19 protein-coding genes are annotated in these 20052 nt (G+C 50.5%); all 19 read left to right on the top strand.

From position 1 onward, the window contains the following. Positions 1-1065, top strand: a 1065-nt coding sequence (locus tag RGV06_RS25165; protein WP_322151797.1) for an O-antigen polymerase, incomplete at its 5' end; no start/stop codon positions are given. A gap of 23 nt (positions 1066-1088) precedes the next feature. After that, entirely contained in the window at positions 1089-2324 is a 1236-nt protein-coding gene (locus RGV06_RS25160) for a glycosyltransferase family 4 protein (protein WP_322151795.1), read from the top strand. 1 nt (position 2325) lies between these two features. Then, positions 2326-3450: a GDP-mannose 4,6-dehydratase gene (gmd, locus tag RGV06_RS25155; protein ID WP_322151793.1), complete on the top strand. Its 1125-nt coding sequence runs from the start codon at positions 2326-2328 to the stop codon at positions 3448-3450. 2 nt (positions 3451-3452) lie between these two features. Then, the gene (gene fcl, locus RGV06_RS25150; RefSeq protein ID WP_322151791.1) at positions 3453-4430 is read left to right on the top strand and encodes a GDP-L-fucose synthase; all 978 of its coding nucleotides are present in this window, start codon (positions 3453-3455) and stop codon (positions 4428-4430) included. After that, positions 4430-5638, top strand: coding sequence for a glycosyltransferase WbuB (locus tag RGV06_RS25145; RefSeq protein WP_322151790.1), 1209 nt, complete (start codon positions 4430-4432; stop codon positions 5636-5638). Before fcl ends, RGV06_RS25145 begins: the two co-directional genes overlap by 1 nt. Positions 5639-5641: 3 nt before the next feature. Continuing rightward, a complete protein-coding gene (locus RGV06_RS25140; protein WP_322151788.1) occupies positions 5642-6112 on the top strand; it encodes a GDP-mannose mannosyl hydrolase in 471 nt (156 codons plus the stop codon). Positions 6113-6140: 28 nt separating this feature from the next. After that, positions 6141-7550 (top strand): mannose-1-phosphate guanylyltransferase/mannose-6-phosphate isomerase, encoded by a 1410-nt coding sequence (locus RGV06_RS25135; RefSeq protein ID WP_322151786.1) that lies wholly within the window; start codon positions 6141-6143, stop codon positions 7548-7550. Between the two features lie 305 nt (positions 7551-7855). Then, complete coding sequence (locus tag RGV06_RS25130; RefSeq protein WP_322151784.1) at positions 7856-8179, top strand: hypothetical protein; 324 nt, start codon at positions 7856-7858, stop codon at positions 8177-8179. Between the two features lie 86 nt (positions 8180-8265). After that, on the top strand, positions 8266-9378 hold the full coding sequence (locus tag RGV06_RS25125) for a polysaccharide biosynthesis/export family protein (protein ID WP_322151952.1): 1113 nt from the start codon (positions 8266-8268) through the stop codon (positions 9376-9378). Between the two features lie 13 nt (positions 9379-9391). Then, a complete protein-coding gene (locus tag RGV06_RS25120; protein WP_322151782.1) occupies positions 9392-10051 on the top strand; it encodes a YjbF family lipoprotein in 660 nt (219 codons plus the stop codon). After that, positions 10048-10815, top strand: coding sequence for a capsule biosynthesis GfcC family protein (locus RGV06_RS25115; RefSeq protein ID WP_322151781.1), 768 nt, complete (start codon positions 10048-10050; stop codon positions 10813-10815). Before RGV06_RS25120 ends, RGV06_RS25115 begins: the two co-directional genes overlap by 4 nt. Continuing rightward, positions 10812-12893: a YjbH domain-containing protein gene (locus RGV06_RS25110; RefSeq protein WP_322151780.1), complete on the top strand. Its 2082-nt coding sequence runs from the start codon at positions 10812-10814 to the stop codon at positions 12891-12893. Before RGV06_RS25115 ends, RGV06_RS25110 begins: the two co-directional genes overlap by 4 nt. Then, entirely contained in the window at positions 12890-13261 is a 372-nt protein-coding gene (locus tag RGV06_RS25105) for a VanZ family protein (RefSeq protein ID WP_322151779.1), read from the top strand. Before RGV06_RS25110 ends, RGV06_RS25105 begins: the two co-directional genes overlap by 4 nt. 221 nt (positions 13262-13482) lie before the next feature. Next, positions 13483-14187: a winged helix-turn-helix domain-containing protein gene (locus RGV06_RS25100; protein WP_322151777.1), complete on the top strand. Its 705-nt coding sequence runs from the start codon at positions 13483-13485 to the stop codon at positions 14185-14187. Positions 14188-14283: 96 nt separating this feature from the next. Then, positions 14284-14925, top strand: a complete 642-nt coding sequence (locus RGV06_RS25095; protein ID WP_322151776.1) for a winged helix-turn-helix domain-containing protein — start codon at positions 14284-14286, stop codon at positions 14923-14925. 340 nt (positions 14926-15265) lie between these two features. Then, complete coding sequence (locus RGV06_RS25090) at positions 15266-16582, top strand: undecaprenyl-phosphate glucose phosphotransferase (protein WP_322151773.1); 1317 nt, start codon at positions 15266-15268, stop codon at positions 16580-16582. Between the two features lie 405 nt (positions 16583-16987). After that, the gene (locus RGV06_RS25085; protein WP_322151771.1) at positions 16988-17479 is read left to right on the top strand and encodes a hypothetical protein; all 492 of its coding nucleotides are present in this window, start codon (positions 16988-16990) and stop codon (positions 17477-17479) included. Positions 17480-17575: 96 nt separating this feature from the next. Further along, positions 17576-19189 (top strand): DarT ssDNA thymidine ADP-ribosyltransferase family protein, encoded by a 1614-nt coding sequence (locus RGV06_RS25080; protein WP_322151769.1) that lies wholly within the window; start codon positions 17576-17578, stop codon positions 19187-19189. Continuing rightward, positions 19189-19890, top strand: a complete 702-nt coding sequence (locus RGV06_RS25075; RefSeq protein ID WP_322151768.1) for a DarT1-associated NADAR antitoxin family protein — start codon at positions 19189-19191, stop codon at positions 19888-19890. The genes RGV06_RS25080 and RGV06_RS25075 overlap by 1 nt, the downstream gene beginning before the upstream one ends. The last annotated feature ends 162 nt before the right edge of the window (positions 19891-20052 follow it).

Here is a 20052-nt window from a genome sequence, read left to right as displayed (position 1 = left end):
AAAATTAGTTATTTCTCAATCCTTGCTCTATATTTCATATTTTTTATTTTAGGCTTTACATCACTAAGAACAAAAAGACATGCATACACCCATACTAAAAATTCGGGCATAGCATTTTATGCATTGATTTCGCTGCTTGTGATCTTTCAACTCTATTCGTACTACGCTTTAAGATCATATTCTTTCAAAGGATATGCTGGCATCAACTGGAACGAAACGAATTCAGCCAAAAGCTTTTTGTCCGGATTAAACATAATCTACACTACGCTGGCTGTATTTTTTTATACATCAAATCAGATGAAGAACTTTAGAATAATCTTGCTTCTGCTACTTGCCAACTCTGTATTCTTGTTAGGGCTCGGCGGAAGAATGTTTGTCCTGCCTGCAGTCCTAGCTTTTTTGTATATAGCCTTTTTATCAACAAGAAATATAATACTAAGTAAGAAAATGATTTTGATTTTTATGGCTGTTCCGGCTATAGCCTCCACAATACTATTGATAGGGCTTTTAAGACAGGGTGATGACATAAACTCAGATGGTCTATCCTTCATTTTGTTAGCAGAGGTTTTTTTTACCTGGATAGGCGCAGGCTCTTTCATTCAATATAACTCATTACCATATTTTGCCTTTCCTAAAGAGTTAATTGCTTCCTTTTTAGCGATGATACCATCCGTCATATGGCCATCCAAACTCGAGTTTATATCCAAATTTAGTAGTGGCTTTTATTACGACAATCCCGTTGGCGCTACCAGCATTGTATATGTGATGCTGGCGAACTTCGGTGTAGTTGGAAGTGCATTTGCGTGTTTCATTTTAGGCACCATACTAAAATTTCTTTCAAACGGCTCCACAAAAAATGCTCTTCGGATGTCGTATTTTATTTCTATTTTGTCACTCATGCCATTTATGTTTTTCAGGAGCAATTCAACTTTATTCTTAAACTGCGCATTAAGCCAGGCAGTAATAATACCTTCGACACTTCTAATCATATCAAATAAAATTGAAAACCTGCTTAAAGCACCGAAAGGGCGATCACTCCGCGCATTACGCTCTCTCGATCATTAAACTTTATCCAAAGCGCATATAAATTGAAAATCTTGATATTGAACTCATACTATGACAAAGGGGGCGCAGCAAGAGCAGCAGTGCGGCTTGCCGACTCACTTGAGCGGACTGGAATAGATGTCGAGTACAAAAGCATATATCCCAAAAAATTCAAAACCCTCGAAAAAATAAATTTATTATACAGAGTTTTTTTCGATAGGCTTCCTGGTTTGTTTTCGGCAAAAAAAAGAGTAATGTTTTCTAGCGGAAAGCCCAATAATACCAACATATTAAAGTATATTAATGACTCAGAAGCAGACCTGGTTCACTTGCATTGGATAAATGCAGGAGGCTTGTCTATAGAGGATATTTCCAATATAGCAAAACCTATCGTTTGGACAATGCATGACAATTGGGTTTTTACTGGTGGCTGTCATGTTATGTGGGATTGTGAACGATATAAGTTGAGTTGTGGGAAGTGCCCTATCCTAAATTCTGACAAGTTAAATGACCTTAGCCGTAAGGTCGTACAGAGAAAGATAATTCACTACTCGAAGCTATCCAATGTAACCTTCGTTGGCGTAAGTAACTGGATAGCTGAATGCGCACGATCATCAGATTTACTAAAAAACCAAAATGTTGCTCACTTACCCAACCCTCTGAATACGGAATTATTTAGACCCACAAACAAACGCTTAGCTAGAGATCTTCTTGATCTCCCTGCAGACAAAAAGCTAATATTATTTGGTGCAAGCTCTGCCACAAAAGATATCAATAAAGGTTATTCTATATTAAAGAAAGCTTTAGACCACATCCCTCAAGACACACAAATTGAATTAGTAGTTTTCGGCAATGGGCAGAAAGAAACAAATGATATTCTAGGATTCAAAACTCACTACTTTGGCCACATTAGTGATGATGAAACTTTAGTTTCACTATATTGTTCAGCCGATGTCATGGTAGTCCCTTCAATTCAGGAGTCTTTTGGACAGACTGCAGCCGAAGCTATGGCATGTGCAACGCCAGTTGTGGCTTTCGGAGCAACAGGACTACTAGACATTGTAGATCACAAGAAAAATGGATATCTAGCTAAGGCATATGATTCTAAAAGCCTCGCCGAAGGTATACTATGGGTTCTTAACTCAACTCACCACGAACAACTTTGTACAAATGCACGTTCAAAAGTTCTTGACAGCTTTGAAAGTCACTTAGTCGCAAAAAAATACATTGAATTATATTCATCTATAATTAAATCCGTTAAACACAAGGTGCAGAATTAAAATGAGCATTAAAAAAGCATTAATTACTGGAGTAACGGGGCAAGATGGATCTTATCTTGCAGAATTTCTTTTAGAAAAAGGTTATCAAGTACATGGCATTAAACGCAGAGCCTCTTCATTTAACACTCAGCGTGTTGATCATATTTATCAAGATCCGCACGTCGATAATCAAAACTTCATACTTCACTACGGCGATCTGACAGACTCATCCAATCTCACCCGCATTATTCAAGAAGTGCAGCCGGACGAGGTTTACAACCTTGGTGCTCAATCCCATGTAGCCGTTAGCTTCGAGTCGCCGGAATACACCGCGGATGTAGATGCAATGGGTACGTTGCGTATCCTGGAAGCAATCCGCCTGCTAGGTCTGGAAAAGAAAACCCGCTTCTATCAAGCTTCGACTTCCGAACTGTACGGTTTGGTGCAAGAAACGCCACAAAAGGAAACGACCCCTTTCTATCCGCGTTCGCCGTATGCCGTGGCCAAAATGTACGCCTACTGGATTACCGTTAACTACCGTGAGGCCTATGGCATGTATGCCTGCAACGGCATTTTGTTCAACCACGAGTCGCCGCGCCGTGGTGAGACCTTTGTAACCCGTAAGATCACCCGCGCAATGGCCAACATAAGCCAAGGCCTGGAGCAATGCCTGTTCCTCGGCAATATGGATGCACTGCGTGACTGGGGCCATGCCAAAGACTACGTGCGTATGCAGTGGATGATGTTGCAGCAGGACGTGGCGGATGATTTTGTGATCGCAACCGGTGTGCAGTATTCGGTGCGTGAGTTTGTTCGTTGGTCGGCAGCAGAGCTTGGTATCACCCTGAAGTTCGTAGGCGATGGTGTCGATGAGCACGCCATTATTGCAAGCATCGACGGCGCCAAAGCCCCGGCACTTAAGGTCGGTGACGTTATCGTGAAAGTCGATCCGCGTTACTTCCGCCCTGCCGAAGTTGAAACCTTGCTCGGCGATCCAACCAAAGCCAAACAAGTACTGGGCTGGGTGCCGGAAATCACCGCTCAGGAGATGTGCGCAGAAATGGTTCGCGAAGACCTCAAGGTCGCGCAGCGCCATGCATTGCTAAAAGAGCACGGTCATGACTTGCCGGTGGCTACGGAGAACTGAGTATGGCCCGTGAGTTGAACCAGAATATCTTTGTCGCCGGCCATCGCGGGATGGTCGGCTCGGCCATCGTCCGCCGTCTGCAGACACTGGGTTATACCCGTATTGTCACTGCCGGGCGCGACACTCTGAATCTGCTGGATCAACAGGCCGTGCAGGCCTTTTTCCAGGAGCACAAGATCGATCAGGTGTATCTGGCGGCGGCAAAGGTGGGGGGTATTCAGGCGAATAACACCTACCCTGCTGACTTCATCTTTGAAAACCTGATGATCCAGGCCAATATCATTCAGGCAGCGCACCTGAACGATGTACACAAGTTGTTATTCCTCGGTTCGTCATGCATTTATCCCAAACATGCCGAGCAACCGATGCGCGAAGAGGCCTTGCTCACCGGTACGCTGGAGCCCACCAATGAGCCCTATGCGATTGCCAAGATCGCCGGGATCAAGTTGTGTGAAAGCTATAACCGTCAGCATAACCGTGATTACCGCAGCGTAATGCCGACCAACCTGTATGGCCCACATGATAACTATCATCCGCAGAACAGCCATGTAATCCCTGCCCTGCTGCGCCGCTTCCACGAAGCGGTTCAGCGCGGTGACGAAGAACTGGTGATCTGGGGCACCGGGACGCCGATGCGCGAGTTTTTGCATGTAGACGATATGGCCGCGGCCAGTATCCATGTCATGGAACTGGACGATGCCACTTATCAGGCCAATACCCAGCCGATGCTGTCGCACATCAACGTTGGCACCGGGGTTGACTGCACTATTGGTGAACTGGCTAAAACCATAGCTGAAGTGACCGGTTTTACTGGCAAGCTGACCTTCGATACCAGTAAACCGGATGGTGCACCGCGCAAGCTGATGGATGTGTCTCGCCTTAAGTCACTGGGCTGGCAGGCCAGTATCAGCCTGGAAGACGGACTCAAAGATGCCTATGACTGGTATGTCACTAACGTGCAACAGGCGCGGACACACTGATGAAAGTTTTGCTCTACGGCATCAACTACAGCCCCGAGCTGACCGGTATCGGCAAATACAGCGGTGAGATGGCTGCCTGGCTATCAGCTCAGGGGCATGAGGTGCGGGTCGTTACAGCCCCGCCTTATTACCCGGACTGGAAGGTCTGGCAAGGCTTCAGCACCTGGCGTTTTAACCAACGCCAAGAGGCTGGCGTCACAGTCATTCGTTGCCCGCTGTATGTTCCGGCCAAGCCCACAGCCATCAAACGCTTGCTGCATTTGGCCAGTTTCTCGCTGTCGTCGACCTTCGCCATGCTGGCCCAGTTGCGCTGGAAGCCTGAACTGGTGATCCTGGTGGTGCCAACGCTGTTTTGCGCTCCCCAAGCACTGGCGCTGGCCAGACTGACGGGCGCCACTTCGGTGCTGCATATTCAGGATTACGAAGTGGATGCCCTGTTCGGGCTATCCATCGCCAAGGGCGAGCGCCTCAAGCGCTGGGCGTTTGCTGTTGAGCGCGCAGTGCTGCGGGCATTTGATCGGGTATCGACCATCTCCAGCGGTATGTTGCAGCGGGCGGCAGAAAAAGGCGTTGCCAAAGAGCGGTTGCGGTTCTTTCCCAACTGGTCCGAAACCGCCCGCTTCCGCAATGTGCCCCGTGATGCCGAACTGCTGCGCAGGCTTGGCGTCGATCCCGACAAGCGCGTACTGCTTTACTCCGGCAACATTGGCGAGAAGCAAGGCCTTGAATGTGTGGTCGAAGCAGCACAACGCTTGTCAGCGCGAACCGACCTGGTTTTTTTGGTGGTGGGGGAAGGCGCAGGTAAAGCCCGATTACTGGAGCTAAGCAAACAGTACAACTTGCACAATATTGTATTCGCGCCGCTTCAGCCCTATGACGACCTACCTGCCCTGCTGGCTTCGGCCGACTGTCATCTGGTGATCCAGAAACGCGGGGCCGCAGATGCCGTATTGCCGTCCAAGCTGACCAATATCCTAGCGGTAGGCGGCAACGCCTTGATTACCGCTGATCCTGACACCAGTTTAGGGTTGCTGTGTTCGGAGTACCCGGGTATCGCCACCCTGGTGGAGCCTGAATCGGTCGAGGCCTTGATCGAGGGTATCGAAAGCGTTTTGGCCATGCCGGTGCCCAATATGATTGCTACCGGCTATGCCTGCGAGTTTCTGGATAAAGACCAGATACTGAACCGCTTCCTTAGCGAGATTTAAATCATGTGGCTCAGCAACGAACTGTTTCGCAGCGTTGTCGATTCAACCCCCTTGATCTCCATCGACCTGGTGGTTCAAAACAGCAAGGGCGAATGCCTGTTGGGGCAACGGCTTAATCGACCGGCCCAGGGTAACTGGTTTGTCCCCGGTGGACGCATCCTTAAAAATGAAACCCTGGATGCGGCGTTTGACAGATTGACCCTGGAAGAGTTGGGCAAGGCCTGTCAGCGTAGCGACGCCCGCTTGTTGGGGGTGTATGAACACTTTTACGCTGACAGCGTGTTTGCGGCGTCCGGGCAAGGTCCGGACACCCACTACGTGGTACTCGCTTACCAACTGGTTCTGGGTGCGGACGACATTTTGCACCCTCCTCACGCGCAGCACGATGCCTATCGCTGGTGGTCTCAGGCCGAGATGCAGACCTGTGAGCAGGTACATGCCAACACACGTGCTTACCTGGATGCGCTGCGATAATTTTTAAAGCATACAAAGGAATATGAACATGCTCTTTCCGATCATCATGGCCGGGGGGTCGGGCTCCCGTTTGTGGCCGCTATCACGGCAGCTCAATCCCAAACAGTTTCTGCCGCTAGCCGATGCTGATTTTTCAATGCTTCAGGCCACTATTCAGCGCCTTGACGGGCTGGGCGCCGAATTGCCGCGGCTGATCTGCAATGAACAGCACCGTTTTCTCGCTGCCGAGCAATTGCGCCTACTGGGGCTCGAGAAAGCCGGCATTTTGCTGGAACCGGTCGGTCGCAATACAGCACCGGCCATTGCACTGGCAGCCTTACAGGCCTGCAGCGAAGCCCAGGACCCTATCCTGCTGGTGCTCGCAGCTGATCACCTGATCAAGGACGTAAGCGCTTTCCAGGCCTGCATCCAGACCGCCTTGCCCTTGGCGCAAGACGGCAAGCTGGTGACCTTCGGTATAGTTCCGACCCATGCGGAAACAGGCTACGGCTATATCGAGCAAGGCGACGACGTAGGTATCGGCGGTTTCAAGGTCAATCGTTTTGTTGAAAAGCCTGATCTGGTCACAGCTCAAGAATATCTGGCCAGTGGCAGTTACTTCTGGAACAGCGGCATGTTTATGTTCCGTGCCAGTCGTTACCTGGAAGAACTGGAAAGTTATCGCCCGGATATTCTGGCCGCTTGCCGTGCCGCGCTGGCCGGTGGCTCGCAGGATATGCACTTTACCCGTGTCGACGAAACTGCGTTTGCCGCCTGCCCGGATGATTCGGTGGACTACGCCGTGATGGAAAAAACAGCCGATGCGGTGATGGTGCCACTGGATGCAGGCTGGAGTGATATCGGCTCATGGACTGCTCTCTGGGATGTCAGTGATAAGGATCAACAGGGCAATGTGTTCAAGGGCGATGTGCTTAATCAGCAGTCACGCAACACTTATGTGCACGCTGACAGCCGCTTGGTTGCCACTGTCGGCCTGGATGATCTGGTGATTGTCGAAACCAAGGATGCGGTGCTGGTCGCTCACAAGGACCATGTACAGGATGTAAAGAAGATCGTTGAGCAATTGAAAAATGGCTCGCGCACTGAACATATCAACCATCGCGAGGTCTATCGTCCATGGGGAGTATATGACTCCGTCGACAACGGCCATCGCTATCAGGTCAAACGCATCACTGTAAAACCGGGTGCCAAGCTGTCGGTGCAGATGCATCACCATCGCGCCGAGCACTGGATCGTGGTGAGCGGCACAGCCAGGGTGACCAATGGCGAGAAAACCTATCTGGTCTGCGAAAACGAGTCCACCTATATTCCGATTGGCCAGATCCATGCGCTGGAAAATCCGGGGGTTATCCCCTTGGAACTGATCGAAGTGCAATCAGGTTCTTATTTGGGTGAAGACGATATCGTTCGCTTTGAGGACAAGTACGGTCGGACGTAAATCTGGACTGAGGTAATTGAATTTAGCAATTACCATTCAAAGGTGTTGCTCTCAACACTTTATCCAGTCCCCTGCAGATAACTGCAGATTAGGCCGAGCGTTATAAAAGGTCAGCAACATTGACCGCTCTACACAGGTATTCTTGAGCCGTTATTGCACATTAAAATGCCTGTACAGAATCACTTGAATGCCACAGTTATAGCGCCTTCTGGGGCTGTAAGCATATCCTGGGTTCGACGTTCATAGCCTTGGACAGAGGCGCTACAGCTCTATCGCCCATACAGACTTTTCAAAAGGATTTTCAAATGAATAAATTTATCGTTTCAGCCCTCGCCCTTGCCTTGAGCGCTTCTGCATTTGCAGCTGAGCCTGTGACTGACGCACCTGCTGCAGATGCACCTGCGGCTGAAGCAGGTGCTACTGGTGCTACCTCTGGCACATCCTTGGCTGCTGAAACCGGCGTACTGGGTGGCGTTAGCACCACCACCGCAGTAGGTCTAGGTGTTGCGGCGGCTGCCGGCATTGCAGCTGCAGCTTCGGGCGGTGGCGGTGGTGGTGGTGGTGGCAACGGCGGCACTACTGGCACTACTGGCACTACTGGTACAACGGGCACTACCGGTACCAACTAGGTACCTGCCAGGTAGAAAGGACTAAACCACCTGGGATACTCCAGGCATTTGATTTTGATGTGTTTCCTTTACAAGTGTCCTCAATGATGATTCGTAGTTTGTCGCTCGCGGTACTTGCAGGGTTCGCCCTGCAAGGTTGTATGTTTGCGCCCGGTCAGTACCTGGATACCAGTGAAATCGGGACTGAAGGCTCACCAGAAAGCAGTCGGGTAGAGCTAATCCCCATCACTCCCAAGCTGATTGCGCAAAACGCGGCGACACACGTCTCAAGCTCGGTGCCAGCAGAATTGCTGGCATTCAAGCCTGCGGCCTACCGGATCGGCGCCAACGATGTGCTGTATATAACCGTCTGGGATCATCCTGAATTGACGGCACCTTCGGGCGCACAACAGCAGATTGATGCGAACGGTCGCCTTGTACGACCTGACGGCACTATTTTCTACCCGTATATCGGCAAGCTCGATGCGGCGGGCAAAACCATCGAAGAGCTGCGCTCTACTATTGCCCAACGTTTGGCGCAGTACGTTGACAGTCCACAGGTGGATTTGAGTGTTCTGCGATTTGCCAGCCAAAAGGCAATCCTTGCAGGCGCTGTAGTTAAAGCCGGGCCGATGCCCATTACCACATCTCCCATGAGCGTGATCGAAGCAATCGGCGCAGCTGGTATTGAGCCGCTGAATGCTGATCTGTCCGGGCTGACGCTAACCCGTGACGGTAAAGAATATGTGCTGGATATCGATGCGCTCAACACGAGCGGATCGCAGTTGCACAATGTATTTTTGAAAGACGGTGATCAATTGTATCTGCCTTACAACGATCGCAAGAAGATTTACGTCATGGGTGAAGTTCTTGCACCGCAGGCAATCCGTTTCAAAACCAAAAATATGAGCCTGGCTGATGTAGTCGGCTCTGTCGGTGGTTTGAACCAAACCACCTCCAACGGCAATGCGCTTTATGTGATTCGTGGCGCCGAGAACATCGAAACCGAGCCGGCCAAAGTATTCCAACTAGATGCTGAGTCTCCTGTCGCCTTTGCGATCGCCAACCGCTTTGAATTGAAGCCTCAGGACATCGTTTACGTTGGCCCTGCCCAGGTAACTCGCTGGAACCGCCTGATCAGCCAGTTGCTGCCATCGGCCACTATACTGGGTACTGGTGCCGCCGCAGGTAACAACCTCAGTGAAGCCAACAGCCGATAAGGTTTGAGCCGTTTTGAAAACTCTTCGTAACCGCTCATGCTTGGTGGCGTGCCTGCTGCTGTGTGGCTGCAGCCCGCTGATGAAAGCCTCCGTTGATACCTTCAAAGCCACCCTGAACAGCGCTGAACCGGTGCAACTGACGGCTGACGATGTGGCGGCCGTACCTTATGCGCAAATTTTGGTCACCACCCCTTCCAGTCAAGGGGTCATGGCCAAACTACGGCAGCAGGGCGACTTGCAGTACTGGGTTGCCTCCGGTAAACAGGTACTGCTAATGCGCAACGGCTTGGTGGTTCGCACCACCGGACTGGAGCCAGGCTTGGACGGCACCCGCTTTGACGGTCAGTCGCCATTCAAGCGCGGCTTGCAGCATATTGCCGACGGCGAGCGCAGTACGCGCTGGATCGACATGTATCAGGGCGAACAGGTCGGGCTGGCGGTCAACAGCCGCTTTATCCGCAAAGGCCTGGAGACCGTGACAATTCTAGACACCCCCTATGTACTGCAGCGCATTGATGAAAAGGTGGAAATCCCGGCCCTGGGCTTTAGTAACACCAACCATTATTGGGTCAGACCTGCAGACGGCATTATCTTGCAGAGCGAGCAATATGTAACTCCGGGGCTGTTGTTGAGGATTGTGCATCTACGCCCTGACTGGGAGGCTACCCAGTGAGCCAATTGAAAAAACTGGCATTGTGCCTGCTGCTGAGCCATGCCGCCCTGAGTCAGGCCGCAGTGTCTGTGAGCGGTGATGTACTTAAGCCTGTCAGTGTCGCTTATACACCTGGCATGCGCTTGCTGAACCTGATCAGCCTGGCCAGCCCCAACCCGGAAAGTTATTGGTTAGCAGCAGCGTGGTTGCACCAGCCCGAAATGGAAAAACAGACACGGCTTAAAGTGGGCGTGCTGTTTGATCTGAAAATGCTCCAGCGTGGTGCTTTGCTCAACAACAAAGACGCCCTGGCAGCCGTTGCTGCGCGCCTTTATGAGGAAGTCGACCGGCTGCCGGTTACCGGCCGTAAAGTTGCAAATCTGGACCCCATAGCACTGGAAGTAGGTTTTGCTCGCAACTATTTGCTTAGCGATGGCGACCGGGTTATATACCCTGCCCGCACCAATACGGTGACCGTACTCGGCGCCGTGGAGCAGCGCTGCGTTCTGCCCTATAAGGCCATGCAAGAGGTACGCGACTATCTCGACCATTGCCCGCGCCTGAAACAAGCAGAGAGCGATTTTCTGTGGATGGTTCGTCCAGATGGCACCTACAAGCAAGTCGCCATTGCTGCATGGAACCGTGAGGACGGCGTGCATGCGGTAGCCGGCAGCACAATTTTAGTGCCGGTACGCAACGACAATCCCGATTTGCCCACGCCTGATTTAAACGAGCAGTTGGCGCAGTTCCTTGCCACTCAACCGCTGGCTGAGGTTGCACCTTGAAGTTACGTTTTGCTGTTGTCGTCTTGCTGCCCTATAGCTTGGCCCATGCGGAGCCACGCTATACACAAAATGATTTTGGTGGTGTTGGCTTGCTCCAAACACCAACCGCTCGTATGGCACCCGCAGGTGAGTTAAGCCTTAACGCCAACCGCACAGAGCCTTATTCACGTTACAGTCTGTCCTTGCAGCCCCTTGACTGGCTCGAAGGGACATTCCGCTATACCTCTATTACCAACCGGATGTACGGTTCGGAGGCTTTAAGTGGAAACCAAAGCTATAAGGACAAGGCGATCGATGTCAAAGCCCGACTTTGGCAAGAAAGCCACTGGCTACCAGAGGTAGCGTTGGGTTTCCGCGATATCGGCGGTACCGGCTTGTTTTCCAGCGAGTACTTTGTAGCCAACAAACGCTACAAGGACCTAGATTTCAGCCTGGGCATTGCCTGGGGCTATATAGGCAATCGGGGCGATATGGATAACCCGCTGGGTTATCTTGATAACAGTTTTGACACACGACCTACAGATACAACAGTCGGCGACGTCAATACCAATACCTACTTCCGGGGCTCACCAGCTTTGTTTGGCGGGGTTGTTTATCAAACACCTTGGGCACCCTTGAGCTTGAAGGTCGAGTTTGACGGCAACGATTACAAGCATGAACCGCAAAACAACAACCAGGTGCAAGACTCCCCGATCAATATCGGCGCAGTCTACAAACTTAACGAAAATATCGACCTGACCGCAGGCTGGGAACGCGGCAATACTGCCCTGTTCGGCATCACCCTGCACACCAACTTTGTCAGTCGCAAAGCACCGGCCAAAACCTACGACCCGCCCGCCCAACCATTGCCAACCCATACGCCAACCGTAGGGCTGGACCAGGTTGACTGGGCCGAAGTGTCGAAAAAACTGGAAAGCAATGCCGGCTATAAAGTCGAGCGTATTGCCCAGCGCGATTCCGAACTGATGGTGTATGGCGAGCAGTCCAAGTATTTCTACGCAGCCAAAGGCGCAGGCCGGGCCAGCCGAATTCTGGATAATAGCGCCAATGATGAGATCCAGTGGTTTACCCTGGTCAACAAGCGTTATGACATGCCGGTGGAAGAAACCAGCGTACCGCGCTCAACCTTCCGCAATGTAGTCAATAACGAGCAAGATCTGGTTGATCTGCATCGCACCACCGAGGTCAATCGCGCTACCGCCCATTACGATAAAACCCTGTATCAGCAAAAGCCGGATCCGTTTACCTATGGTTTTGGCCTGGGCTATCAGCAAAACCTCGGTGGCCCCGATGGATTCCTGCTCTACCAGATCAGCGCCTATGCCGAAGGGCAATATCGCTTTACCCCAAGCACTTGGGCCAGTGGTGGCATCAGTGCCAACCTGCTGAACAACTATGACAAGTTCAAATACGATTCCGCGAGTAACCTGCCCCGCGTGCGTACCGACTTACGCCAATATGTCACTACGTCCGATGTCACAATGCCAGCCTTGCAGCTTAACAAGGCAAAACGACTGGATCAGGATTTATATGGCATGGTCTATGGCGGTTATCTGGAATCGATGTACGCCGGTGTCGGCGGTGAGCTGTTGTACCGCCCCATGGGTGAACGCTGGTCGATTGGGGCCGATTTGAACTATGTGCGCCAACGTGATTTTGATCAGGGCTTTGGTCTGCGTGACTACAAGACCGTGACCGGCCATATCACTACCTATACCAAGCTGCCGTTTGATCTGGTCGCTGCGGTCAGTGTCGGTCGCTATTTGGCGCGTGACTGGGGTACCACCATCGATATTTCCCGCGAGTTTACCAATGGCGTGAAGTTCGGCGGCTGGGTAACTCGAACCACGGCATCCAAGGAAGAATACGGAGAAGGTAGCTTCGACAAGGGCATTTATATCTCAATTCCGTTCGACGAGATGATGAGCGTGTCAACCATGAGCCGCGCAAACATTGCATGGGCTCCGTTGACTCGAGACGGCGGCGCCATGCTGCATCGCCAGTACTCGTTACATACCATGACCGATGGCCGTAACCGCGATGCGTTCTACGAGAATTTCGAGAAGATCACCGAGTGATTCCGTTGATCCGGCGCCTTGCTGAGTTGCCATTTTGGCTGCGCACCCTGCTATTTATAGCTGTGTGCGCAGGCCTGCTGTACACCGGATTGCGCACCAGGCCCATTGCGCAGCTATTTGACCAGGAAGATAAACTGCATCACCTTTTGGGCTTTTTCGCCCTGGCATTTAGCTGTCGCCTGGCGTTTTTGCGGGTCAAGCTGCACTGGATCGCACTGGGTTGCGTGCTGACCGGGGTCGCCATTGAATATGCCCAGGCGCTTATCCCACTGCGCACTGCATCGTTATACGACGCACTGGCCAATACCCTCGGGGTAGCGCTTGGGCTGGCAGCCGCATGGTATTGCACTCGCAAGCCCGCCAATTAGATATTGAATAGAAGCCCGCAAAGTGATAGTGCAGAGTTAAAAATAAGAGTTTTGCGATAGATACTGTGTTTAAACCCCAGAGAAATCGGCCATCGATATCTTGAAGCCAAAGGTTTGGCAATAAGAATCACACTGCGAATACAGATTGTTATAAAATGTCGGTTTTCACATTGGCTTATATGGCAAAATCCTATGGCCTCTGAGTATTTGGGTTAGGTGATATGCTTTTCGCAGGATGCAAGACCGACAACCAGACCCCACAAGCGTTCAACTTTGTACAGAACAACGCGCTGGTCGAAGACATACAACAACTCATCACCTCTGGCGTGAGGCATATTGTCGCCTCGGTGATTACGGAATATCTGATCTGTGATTTTAGCCAGGCAGAAGCTGTTTTTATTGAGGTTGATACACCAGACAATATCAACGACAGCCTGGAACTGGTCAAACATATACGTTCCACCAATAAAGTTGCTTGTATCTTTGTACTGGTGACCCATAGCAAGTCATTTACCACTATCAACTATTATCTGGCAGGGGCCGACCACTGTATTAAGTTACCGGCCGCCCCACTGGAAAAAGCGGCATTACTATCGCGTACTTTCGCGGACTCACACTGGCAAACAACCACTCAGCTGACACTTGATCGCACCCGACTGTTATTAAGCAACGGCAGCAGAAAACTTGAAATTTCCTATACCGAAATGACAATTATCGATGCTCTGATTTCTGCCCCACAACATGTATTAAGCCAAGACAGTATTGCCAAAATACTGGACCCTAACATAGTATTTTATGATCCTCGAGCGCTGGAAAAAACCATAAGCCGCTTAAGAACAAAGATTAAAAAAGCCTACAACCTGGAACTGATTGTCAGTGTCCGCGCATTTGGTTATCGACTGCGCCGTGGCACGGTTACCGGATAGTAATAATTCAAACAGCAACTTCATGCACTATCAGTAGTGCCACTGTAGTTCGTGGCTTGGCACCAGACGAACACCGACGAATGGAGACGTTGACGTATGAAGCTGACACTGAGTTTTACTAGCCCTGCAAGCACGGCTAATGATTATCTAACGGCGTTCTATAGTGGTACGCCGCAAGTTGCAAGCACCCGACGACCAGCCGGTTATGTGACCGATAATTCTATCGGACACCTTCTTGCCTCTTGGGGTTACTGGGTAAATACGCAGCCTGGCATGATGCCCGGGAACAAAACCACCAGCACGCTGCCCAACGCAATATCGGTGGAAAAACCCTACCTTTTGATAAATCACCCTTATTCACCAGGCCTTACTACTATCTCGACCTTGAAAACGACCTTGACTTCCAGCCCCCAGACAGAACCCTCCCGGCTATCGAGCAGCTCTGATGTGTGGTCGTTTTGTTTTGCAGAACAAGTGTTATGCAATAGCACTGCTTGCATTCAGCTTACAAATATTGAATCAATGCTGATCCAGACACTCACTCGAAGCAATGAACGTGTTTGTAGCAAGCAAGAGTTGATTCTCGGCATCAATAAAGACGCCTACAGTTATAGCGGCCTGGAAATGTGTCTGAGCCGACTGCAGAGCAAGTTCAGAAGAGCTTTTAATGAGCGTCTATTTCGCTCGGTGCGTAACCGAGGGTACTGTTTGGTACAAGATGTGCAAATTATCGAGTAAGTGGCATATCGCCTTTATCTTTTTAAAACATACAGGCATATCGCTATCAATCTGACATGCTGAGCACTTTTACTTTATTGAAAATAACAATACCCTATATGCGAATTGTTATAAATCGTCGAACGGCTGTTGTAAATTACCTTTATTATGAATGGTTCTTACGACCATCACAGCTCCACTACGGCACGAATCCTGCGCAAAAGAGTGTTGAACCATAAACAGGCAAGCCACTCTCATATAGTCAAGCACTTATTACAAGGCTGCTACCTTGATACATACACGTCTAGATCGAAAAACCGTGGCCAGAGGGCTTACTTTTTGGGGGCAGTGGTCCATTGCCATGACGTTTGTCATCGCACTGTTATTGGCACTGGTCTACACCAAGCTTGGCACCATCGATTTTCATTATCGCGTGCTCGCCATCCTCACTTTACTGGTGTCAGTTCCGGCCTACTCTGCCACCCATGTCTACTATAAAAGGCACAAGGCATTCAACGGAGCGATCCGTTTACTGCTGGGCTGGACCCTGACACTCACCTGCCTGAGCACTATTGGTTTCATTACCAAATCCGGCGAACTGTTTTCCCGTGAAACCCTTATTAGTTGGGCTTTGTTAGGCTACCTGATTCAAATCCCGCCTTATTTAATACTGCATCGCCTGTCCAGGTTTTATCATCAACGAAATAACCATCATTACAACAGCCTTATTATCGGCTCAGATGGTGTTGCCCTGAAGCTGGCTGAAAACTTTATTCAACAAAATCATTTTCCATTGATTGGTGTCGTTAGCGCTTCTCCCTTTGAAGATGGTAAAAATTCGCCACTGATTGTGGGTGAGCTAGCGCAACTTCGTTCATTGATTACCGAACACAATATCCGCCGGCTTTATATCTCCTTGTCCCTGCAAGAAGCCCAACGTATTGAAGCGCTTTACATAGACCTGCTGGATTTGAATGTCGATGTAGTCTGGGTTCCGGACCTGGACAGCATGATGCTGCTCAACCACTCTGTCAGCGAAATTGGTGGTCGCCCAGCTATCCACTTGAATGAAAGCCCGCTCACCAGCTATCCAACTGCAGCACTAAGCAAAGCATTAATGGAACGCTCGCTGTCCCTGGGTGCAATTATTATCCTTAGCCCATTACTTGCCATTATTGCTATTGCAGTAAAGCTGTCTTCACCAGGCCCGATACTGTTCAAACAGCATCGCCACGGCTGGAACGGCAAAGTCATCAAGGTATGGAAGTTCCGCTCCATGCAAGTGCATGACGACAAACAGGTCAAACAAGCAAGCCGCAATGACTCACGTGTTACCGCTGTTGGTCGCTTTATCCGCCGCACTTCACTGGATGAACTTCCTCAGTTGTTCAATGTGCTGCATGGCGACATGGCGCTTGTCGGCCCACGCCCTCACGCAGTGGCTCACAACGACTATTACACCGGAAAAATTCACGCCTATATGGCACGCCACCGTATCAAGCCCGGCATTACTGGCCTGGCTCAGATCAGTGGCTGCCGCGGTGAGACCGACACGATTGAGAAAATGCAGAAGCGGGTTGAGATCGACCTCGACTACATCAACAATTGGTCGCTATGGCTCGATATCAAAATCATGATCAAGACCCCGCTTACCTTGATCTCAAAAGATATCTACTGACACCAAAGGCCCCTCCCGGGGCCTTTTTTGTTTGTGACAGCTAAATCCCCCGCGACAAACTCAATTCAAACTTCCACACACTAGGTAGCATTTATTCGAGCAGCAGCCACCTTTGCGCTCTATACGAATTTAATTGCTGATAATCTCGACAGCCATTTTATTGGCGCCAATATATATACAGTTTCACACCCACCACCACTGCATTAAAACAACCTAACATCCTCGACACAAACGATATATGGCCATATGATATCAACCCGATAAATTTGCCATCACTCGAACAGGATGTTTTGTGTGCCCAGGTTCTTTAATACCGATTGCTTGATATCAGACCTGAAACAAGTTGACTTTCATAGTGACGAATTCAGTGCTCGCATTAATGGCTGTACGGTCAAACGATTGGCCATGTCCAATGAGATTTATCACCACCTGACCGGTGCTAACAACACTACAAAAAGTCGAGTCTGGTATTACGACCCCGGTTTTAAAAAAGCGCTCACCATTGCCGCCGTACAACAAATAGGCCCTGGGCACAAAGTGCTGCGCAATCGCACAATCAACAGCCTTCACAAATTGACTGCCAGGACCCTGCTAGCCGGTCTGCTGGCCTGGTTCGCCACATGGGTCTTGATGGCGATTCCGGTCCTCTCCTGGTACGGCGCCAATGCGCAAAAAGGTGTAGTTCTGCTGGAAACCCTCAGCATTCAAATTGGGCTAGCTGTAGCGACTTTGTGCTTCAGCTATTTGCTATGGGTCAGGGTAAAGATGAATAGGCTCGATAGCTGGCAACCCGGGGATATAACGCGTTACACCCAGACGGCAATCCCCGAGCCTGAGCCTCTCTTACCCACAAAGTTGAAAGCCGTCAGAGAAGCAACCCGCGAGCTTGTCGAGTGATCTCTGCCCGATTTTAACGCCTGTTGTTATCTCGTCAGCTGGCTAACACTTCAGGGCGCTGAAGTCAGTCCATAAACAGTTCATTGGGGGCAATGGATGGCAATTCTTTATTTCCAGATTTTAATTATTTTTACTATTTACCTCGCGAGTCTCTTCGGTAAAAAGTCATTGATTATTGTCTGTGCCGCATGGACTGTATTTACACTTTCTAACGCGTTTCTCCCCAGTTTGATCTTGCTGCAGCTGATTACCATATGGGCATGCTATTGGTTCCTTAAACGGAACAAAAATAGCGCTGTGCAGCCTCATCCCGTCGTACCCGCCGGTGAAAAGGCCTCACCCTCGCGTTCATCGCCGCAGCCCCAGTCTTTGGATTTGAAGCCTGCAGTAAGGACACCCTCTGAAAGTCAGTCCTCGGGTGGAGCTTTTCTTCGTTCGCTCGATTCGCTAAGCACTACCATCACGTACTTCAGCGACTCGGTGGCTTTGAGCCTTGACGTTCAAAAAGCCACTGCCTCCCTGGAAGCTGTCATGTTCACGGAGAAGCTCTGGACTGAAAAATCATTGGAGCGGGCGCAAAGCGCTTTGAAGCTGGATGCTTGGCGTCAGGAACATGGGGAGATAGCCTGGGCGCACTATCTTCAAGCGCGTGCCAAGTTCACAAAAGCGCTCGAGCCCAACACACAGGCCTTAGCGGCGGCTCCTTCACTTACTTGGGCGGTTCCAGACTTTTCCAGCGTGCTCGGAGTCGGCGCTACCCCTCTGGCGACCGCCATAGAGGTCAAAAAGCGCCAGCTTCAAGACGAACGAGACAGATTTTTCAGCGATATTGTTCGGCAAGTGTGGGCTAACGCCCCTCTTCGTAACGCAATGCGTGAGGAGTTGTGCAAGCTGGGGGGGCATGACACCTGGGATTTCATTTCCGGCAAAGCCGCGCAAAGCAACAAACCGTTGGCGCGGCTTACGTTCGGAGCCGTACTGGGCACACTTCAGGCGACCAGAGCTGACCTCCAGGACCCGGAGATAAAGAGTCGCGGGCTGACAGCCTACATTCCTGGGTTCCTGCGCAAGCAAGAACTCGAGACACGGGTGCGAGCTCTTGAACTGCCCTATCTGATTCATTTCACACGTGTCGAAAATTTGCCTTCGATCATGCAGCATGGACTTTGCTCCATTACTGCCCTTACAGACAAAAAGATCGACTTCAGATTTAACGATCATCTACGTCTTGATGGGCGCCCAAATGCCGTGTGCATGTCCATCGGACATCCCAATGACAAGATGTTTGCCAGTTACCGCTGGAAAAGTCCCGAGCAAGGCTGGGCTGTACTGGTGGTTGATCGCTGCGTCTTATGGTCACTTGATACGGCGTTCTGCAATCACAATGCGGCAGATAACCGTATTCGCCAACAGCCTCTCGCGGCCCTCAAGACAGTCGCAGCTTTCGATAACCTGTTTAGTCCGCAGAACAACCTGCCTTCTCGAGCAGAATGCAGACTTCAGCCAGGGGACCCCTCCGATGTTCAAGCTGAAATTTTAGTATTCGATACACTAAAGCCCGCGCTTATCAACAGCGTGGTTTTCAGCGACCAGAACAGCCTGCAACAGTACAAAGACTGCGTAGTAGACAAGCCTGTGCACGTACACACTGAAGGCTACGGCTTTCTCGGTGCACGAACTTATGCGCGCAAATCCGGATGGACTTATTGATGGCCAGCAGACCCGTTTTTATCCCTGACTTTGACGGGCAAGCGCTCGTAAGCACACAGATCGTAGACTTCCAATGGTTTGCAGGTCTCTCAGTGTCTCAGAAACAAAAATCTGTCACCGCCCTTCACCAAGCAGCGCGTGCATTACCAGGCATTGGTAAAGTGCTGGAGGTCTCCACTAAATCCCCTGAACCTCTCGGTGCTGCGCTCAGCGCTTTTAATCTTTGCTTCGACAGCTTGATGCTCGGTCACCCACTAAGTGTCGAATGCGCCTTCCAGGGCAGCAAGGTATTCGAACAAGGCGGCCCTTTCACCGATATTTATGCTTTTACCTCACGCGATGCAAAGCGTGACGAGCGGCTGCGTATATCCGGAAGACTCACAGGATTTAACTTCGCTAACGTGCAGTGGCCACTGGAACCGCAAACAGCTTTTTATGACTGGTTATATATCCGTGCGCTGAAGCATCGAACGGACTTGGCGGATCAGCTATCCGACTATTCCGCGTTCACCGACATCGAGTTCAACCCACAAAAATCCATCAATTGCCAAGCTTACTCGGTGGCACTTTTTGCTTCTCTGCATAAGAGAAATTGCCTTGAGCAGGCCACCGCATCGCCAGCGGCGTTTCTAAGTTATGTGGGGGCCAGGCCTGTTGTGAGTGCTCGTGGGGATGACGTGTCACAAGTTCGACTGTTCTGAATTTGCCCCGACACGGCACTGCTCAATTGTGAAACTGCGTCCTTAAACCAATGCGGCGCACATACTGATATTCAGCACGACCAGAACCAGTAGTAGTTGCGGAACTGATCGTCAAATCGCGCCCAATAAAAAACCCCGTAGACCAAGGTCTACGGGGCTTTC

The sequence above is a fragment of the Pseudomonas sp. CCI3.1 genome, assembly GCF_034313985.1.
Classification (GTDB): Bacteria; Pseudomonadota; Gammaproteobacteria; order Pseudomonadales; family Pseudomonadaceae; genus Aquipseudomonas; species Aquipseudomonas psychrophila.
Note: the sequence above shows the minus strand (reverse complement) of the source record. Positions and strands in the feature narration are given on the sequence as shown.

Excerpts from the sequence above, each read along its gene's own strand:
- gmd (WP_322151793.1), top strand. The coding sequence starts at position 2,326 with ATGAGCATTAAAAAAGCATTAATTACTGGAGTAACGGGGCAAGATGGA.
- fcl (WP_322151791.1), top strand. The coding sequence starts at position 3,453 with ATGGCCCGTGAGTTGAACCAGAATATCTTTGTCGCCGGCCATCGCGGG.
- RGV06_RS25145 (WP_322151790.1), top strand. The coding sequence starts at position 4,430 with ATGAAAGTTTTGCTCTACGGCATCAACTACAGCCCCGAGCTGACCGGT.
- RGV06_RS25140 (WP_322151788.1), top strand. The coding sequence starts at position 5,642 with ATGTGGCTCAGCAACGAACTGTTTCGCAGCGTTGTCGATTCAACCCCC.
- RGV06_RS25135 (WP_322151786.1), top strand. The coding sequence starts at position 6,141 with ATGCTCTTTCCGATCATCATGGCCGGGGGGTCGGGCTCCCGTTTGTGG.
- RGV06_RS25130 (WP_322151784.1), top strand. The coding sequence starts at position 7,856 with ATGAATAAATTTATCGTTTCAGCCCTCGCCCTTGCCTTGAGCGCTTCT.
- RGV06_RS25125 (WP_322151952.1), top strand. The coding sequence starts at position 8,266 with ATGATTCGTAGTTTGTCGCTCGCGGTACTTGCAGGGTTCGCCCTGCAA.
- RGV06_RS25100 (WP_322151777.1), top strand. The coding sequence starts at position 13,483 with ATGCTTTTCGCAGGATGCAAGACCGACAACCAGACCCCACAAGCGTTC.
- RGV06_RS25095 (WP_322151776.1), top strand. The coding sequence starts at position 14,284 with ATGAAGCTGACACTGAGTTTTACTAGCCCTGCAAGCACGGCTAATGAT.
- RGV06_RS25090 (WP_322151773.1), top strand. The coding sequence starts at position 15,266 with ATGACGTTTGTCATCGCACTGTTATTGGCACTGGTCTACACCAAGCTT.
- RGV06_RS25085 (WP_322151771.1), top strand. The coding sequence starts at position 16,988 with ATGTCCAATGAGATTTATCACCACCTGACCGGTGCTAACAACACTACA.
- RGV06_RS25080 (WP_322151769.1), top strand. The coding sequence starts at position 17,576 with ATGGCAATTCTTTATTTCCAGATTTTAATTATTTTTACTATTTACCTC.
- RGV06_RS25075 (WP_322151768.1), top strand. The coding sequence starts at position 19,189 with ATGGCCAGCAGACCCGTTTTTATCCCTGACTTTGACGGGCAAGCGCTC.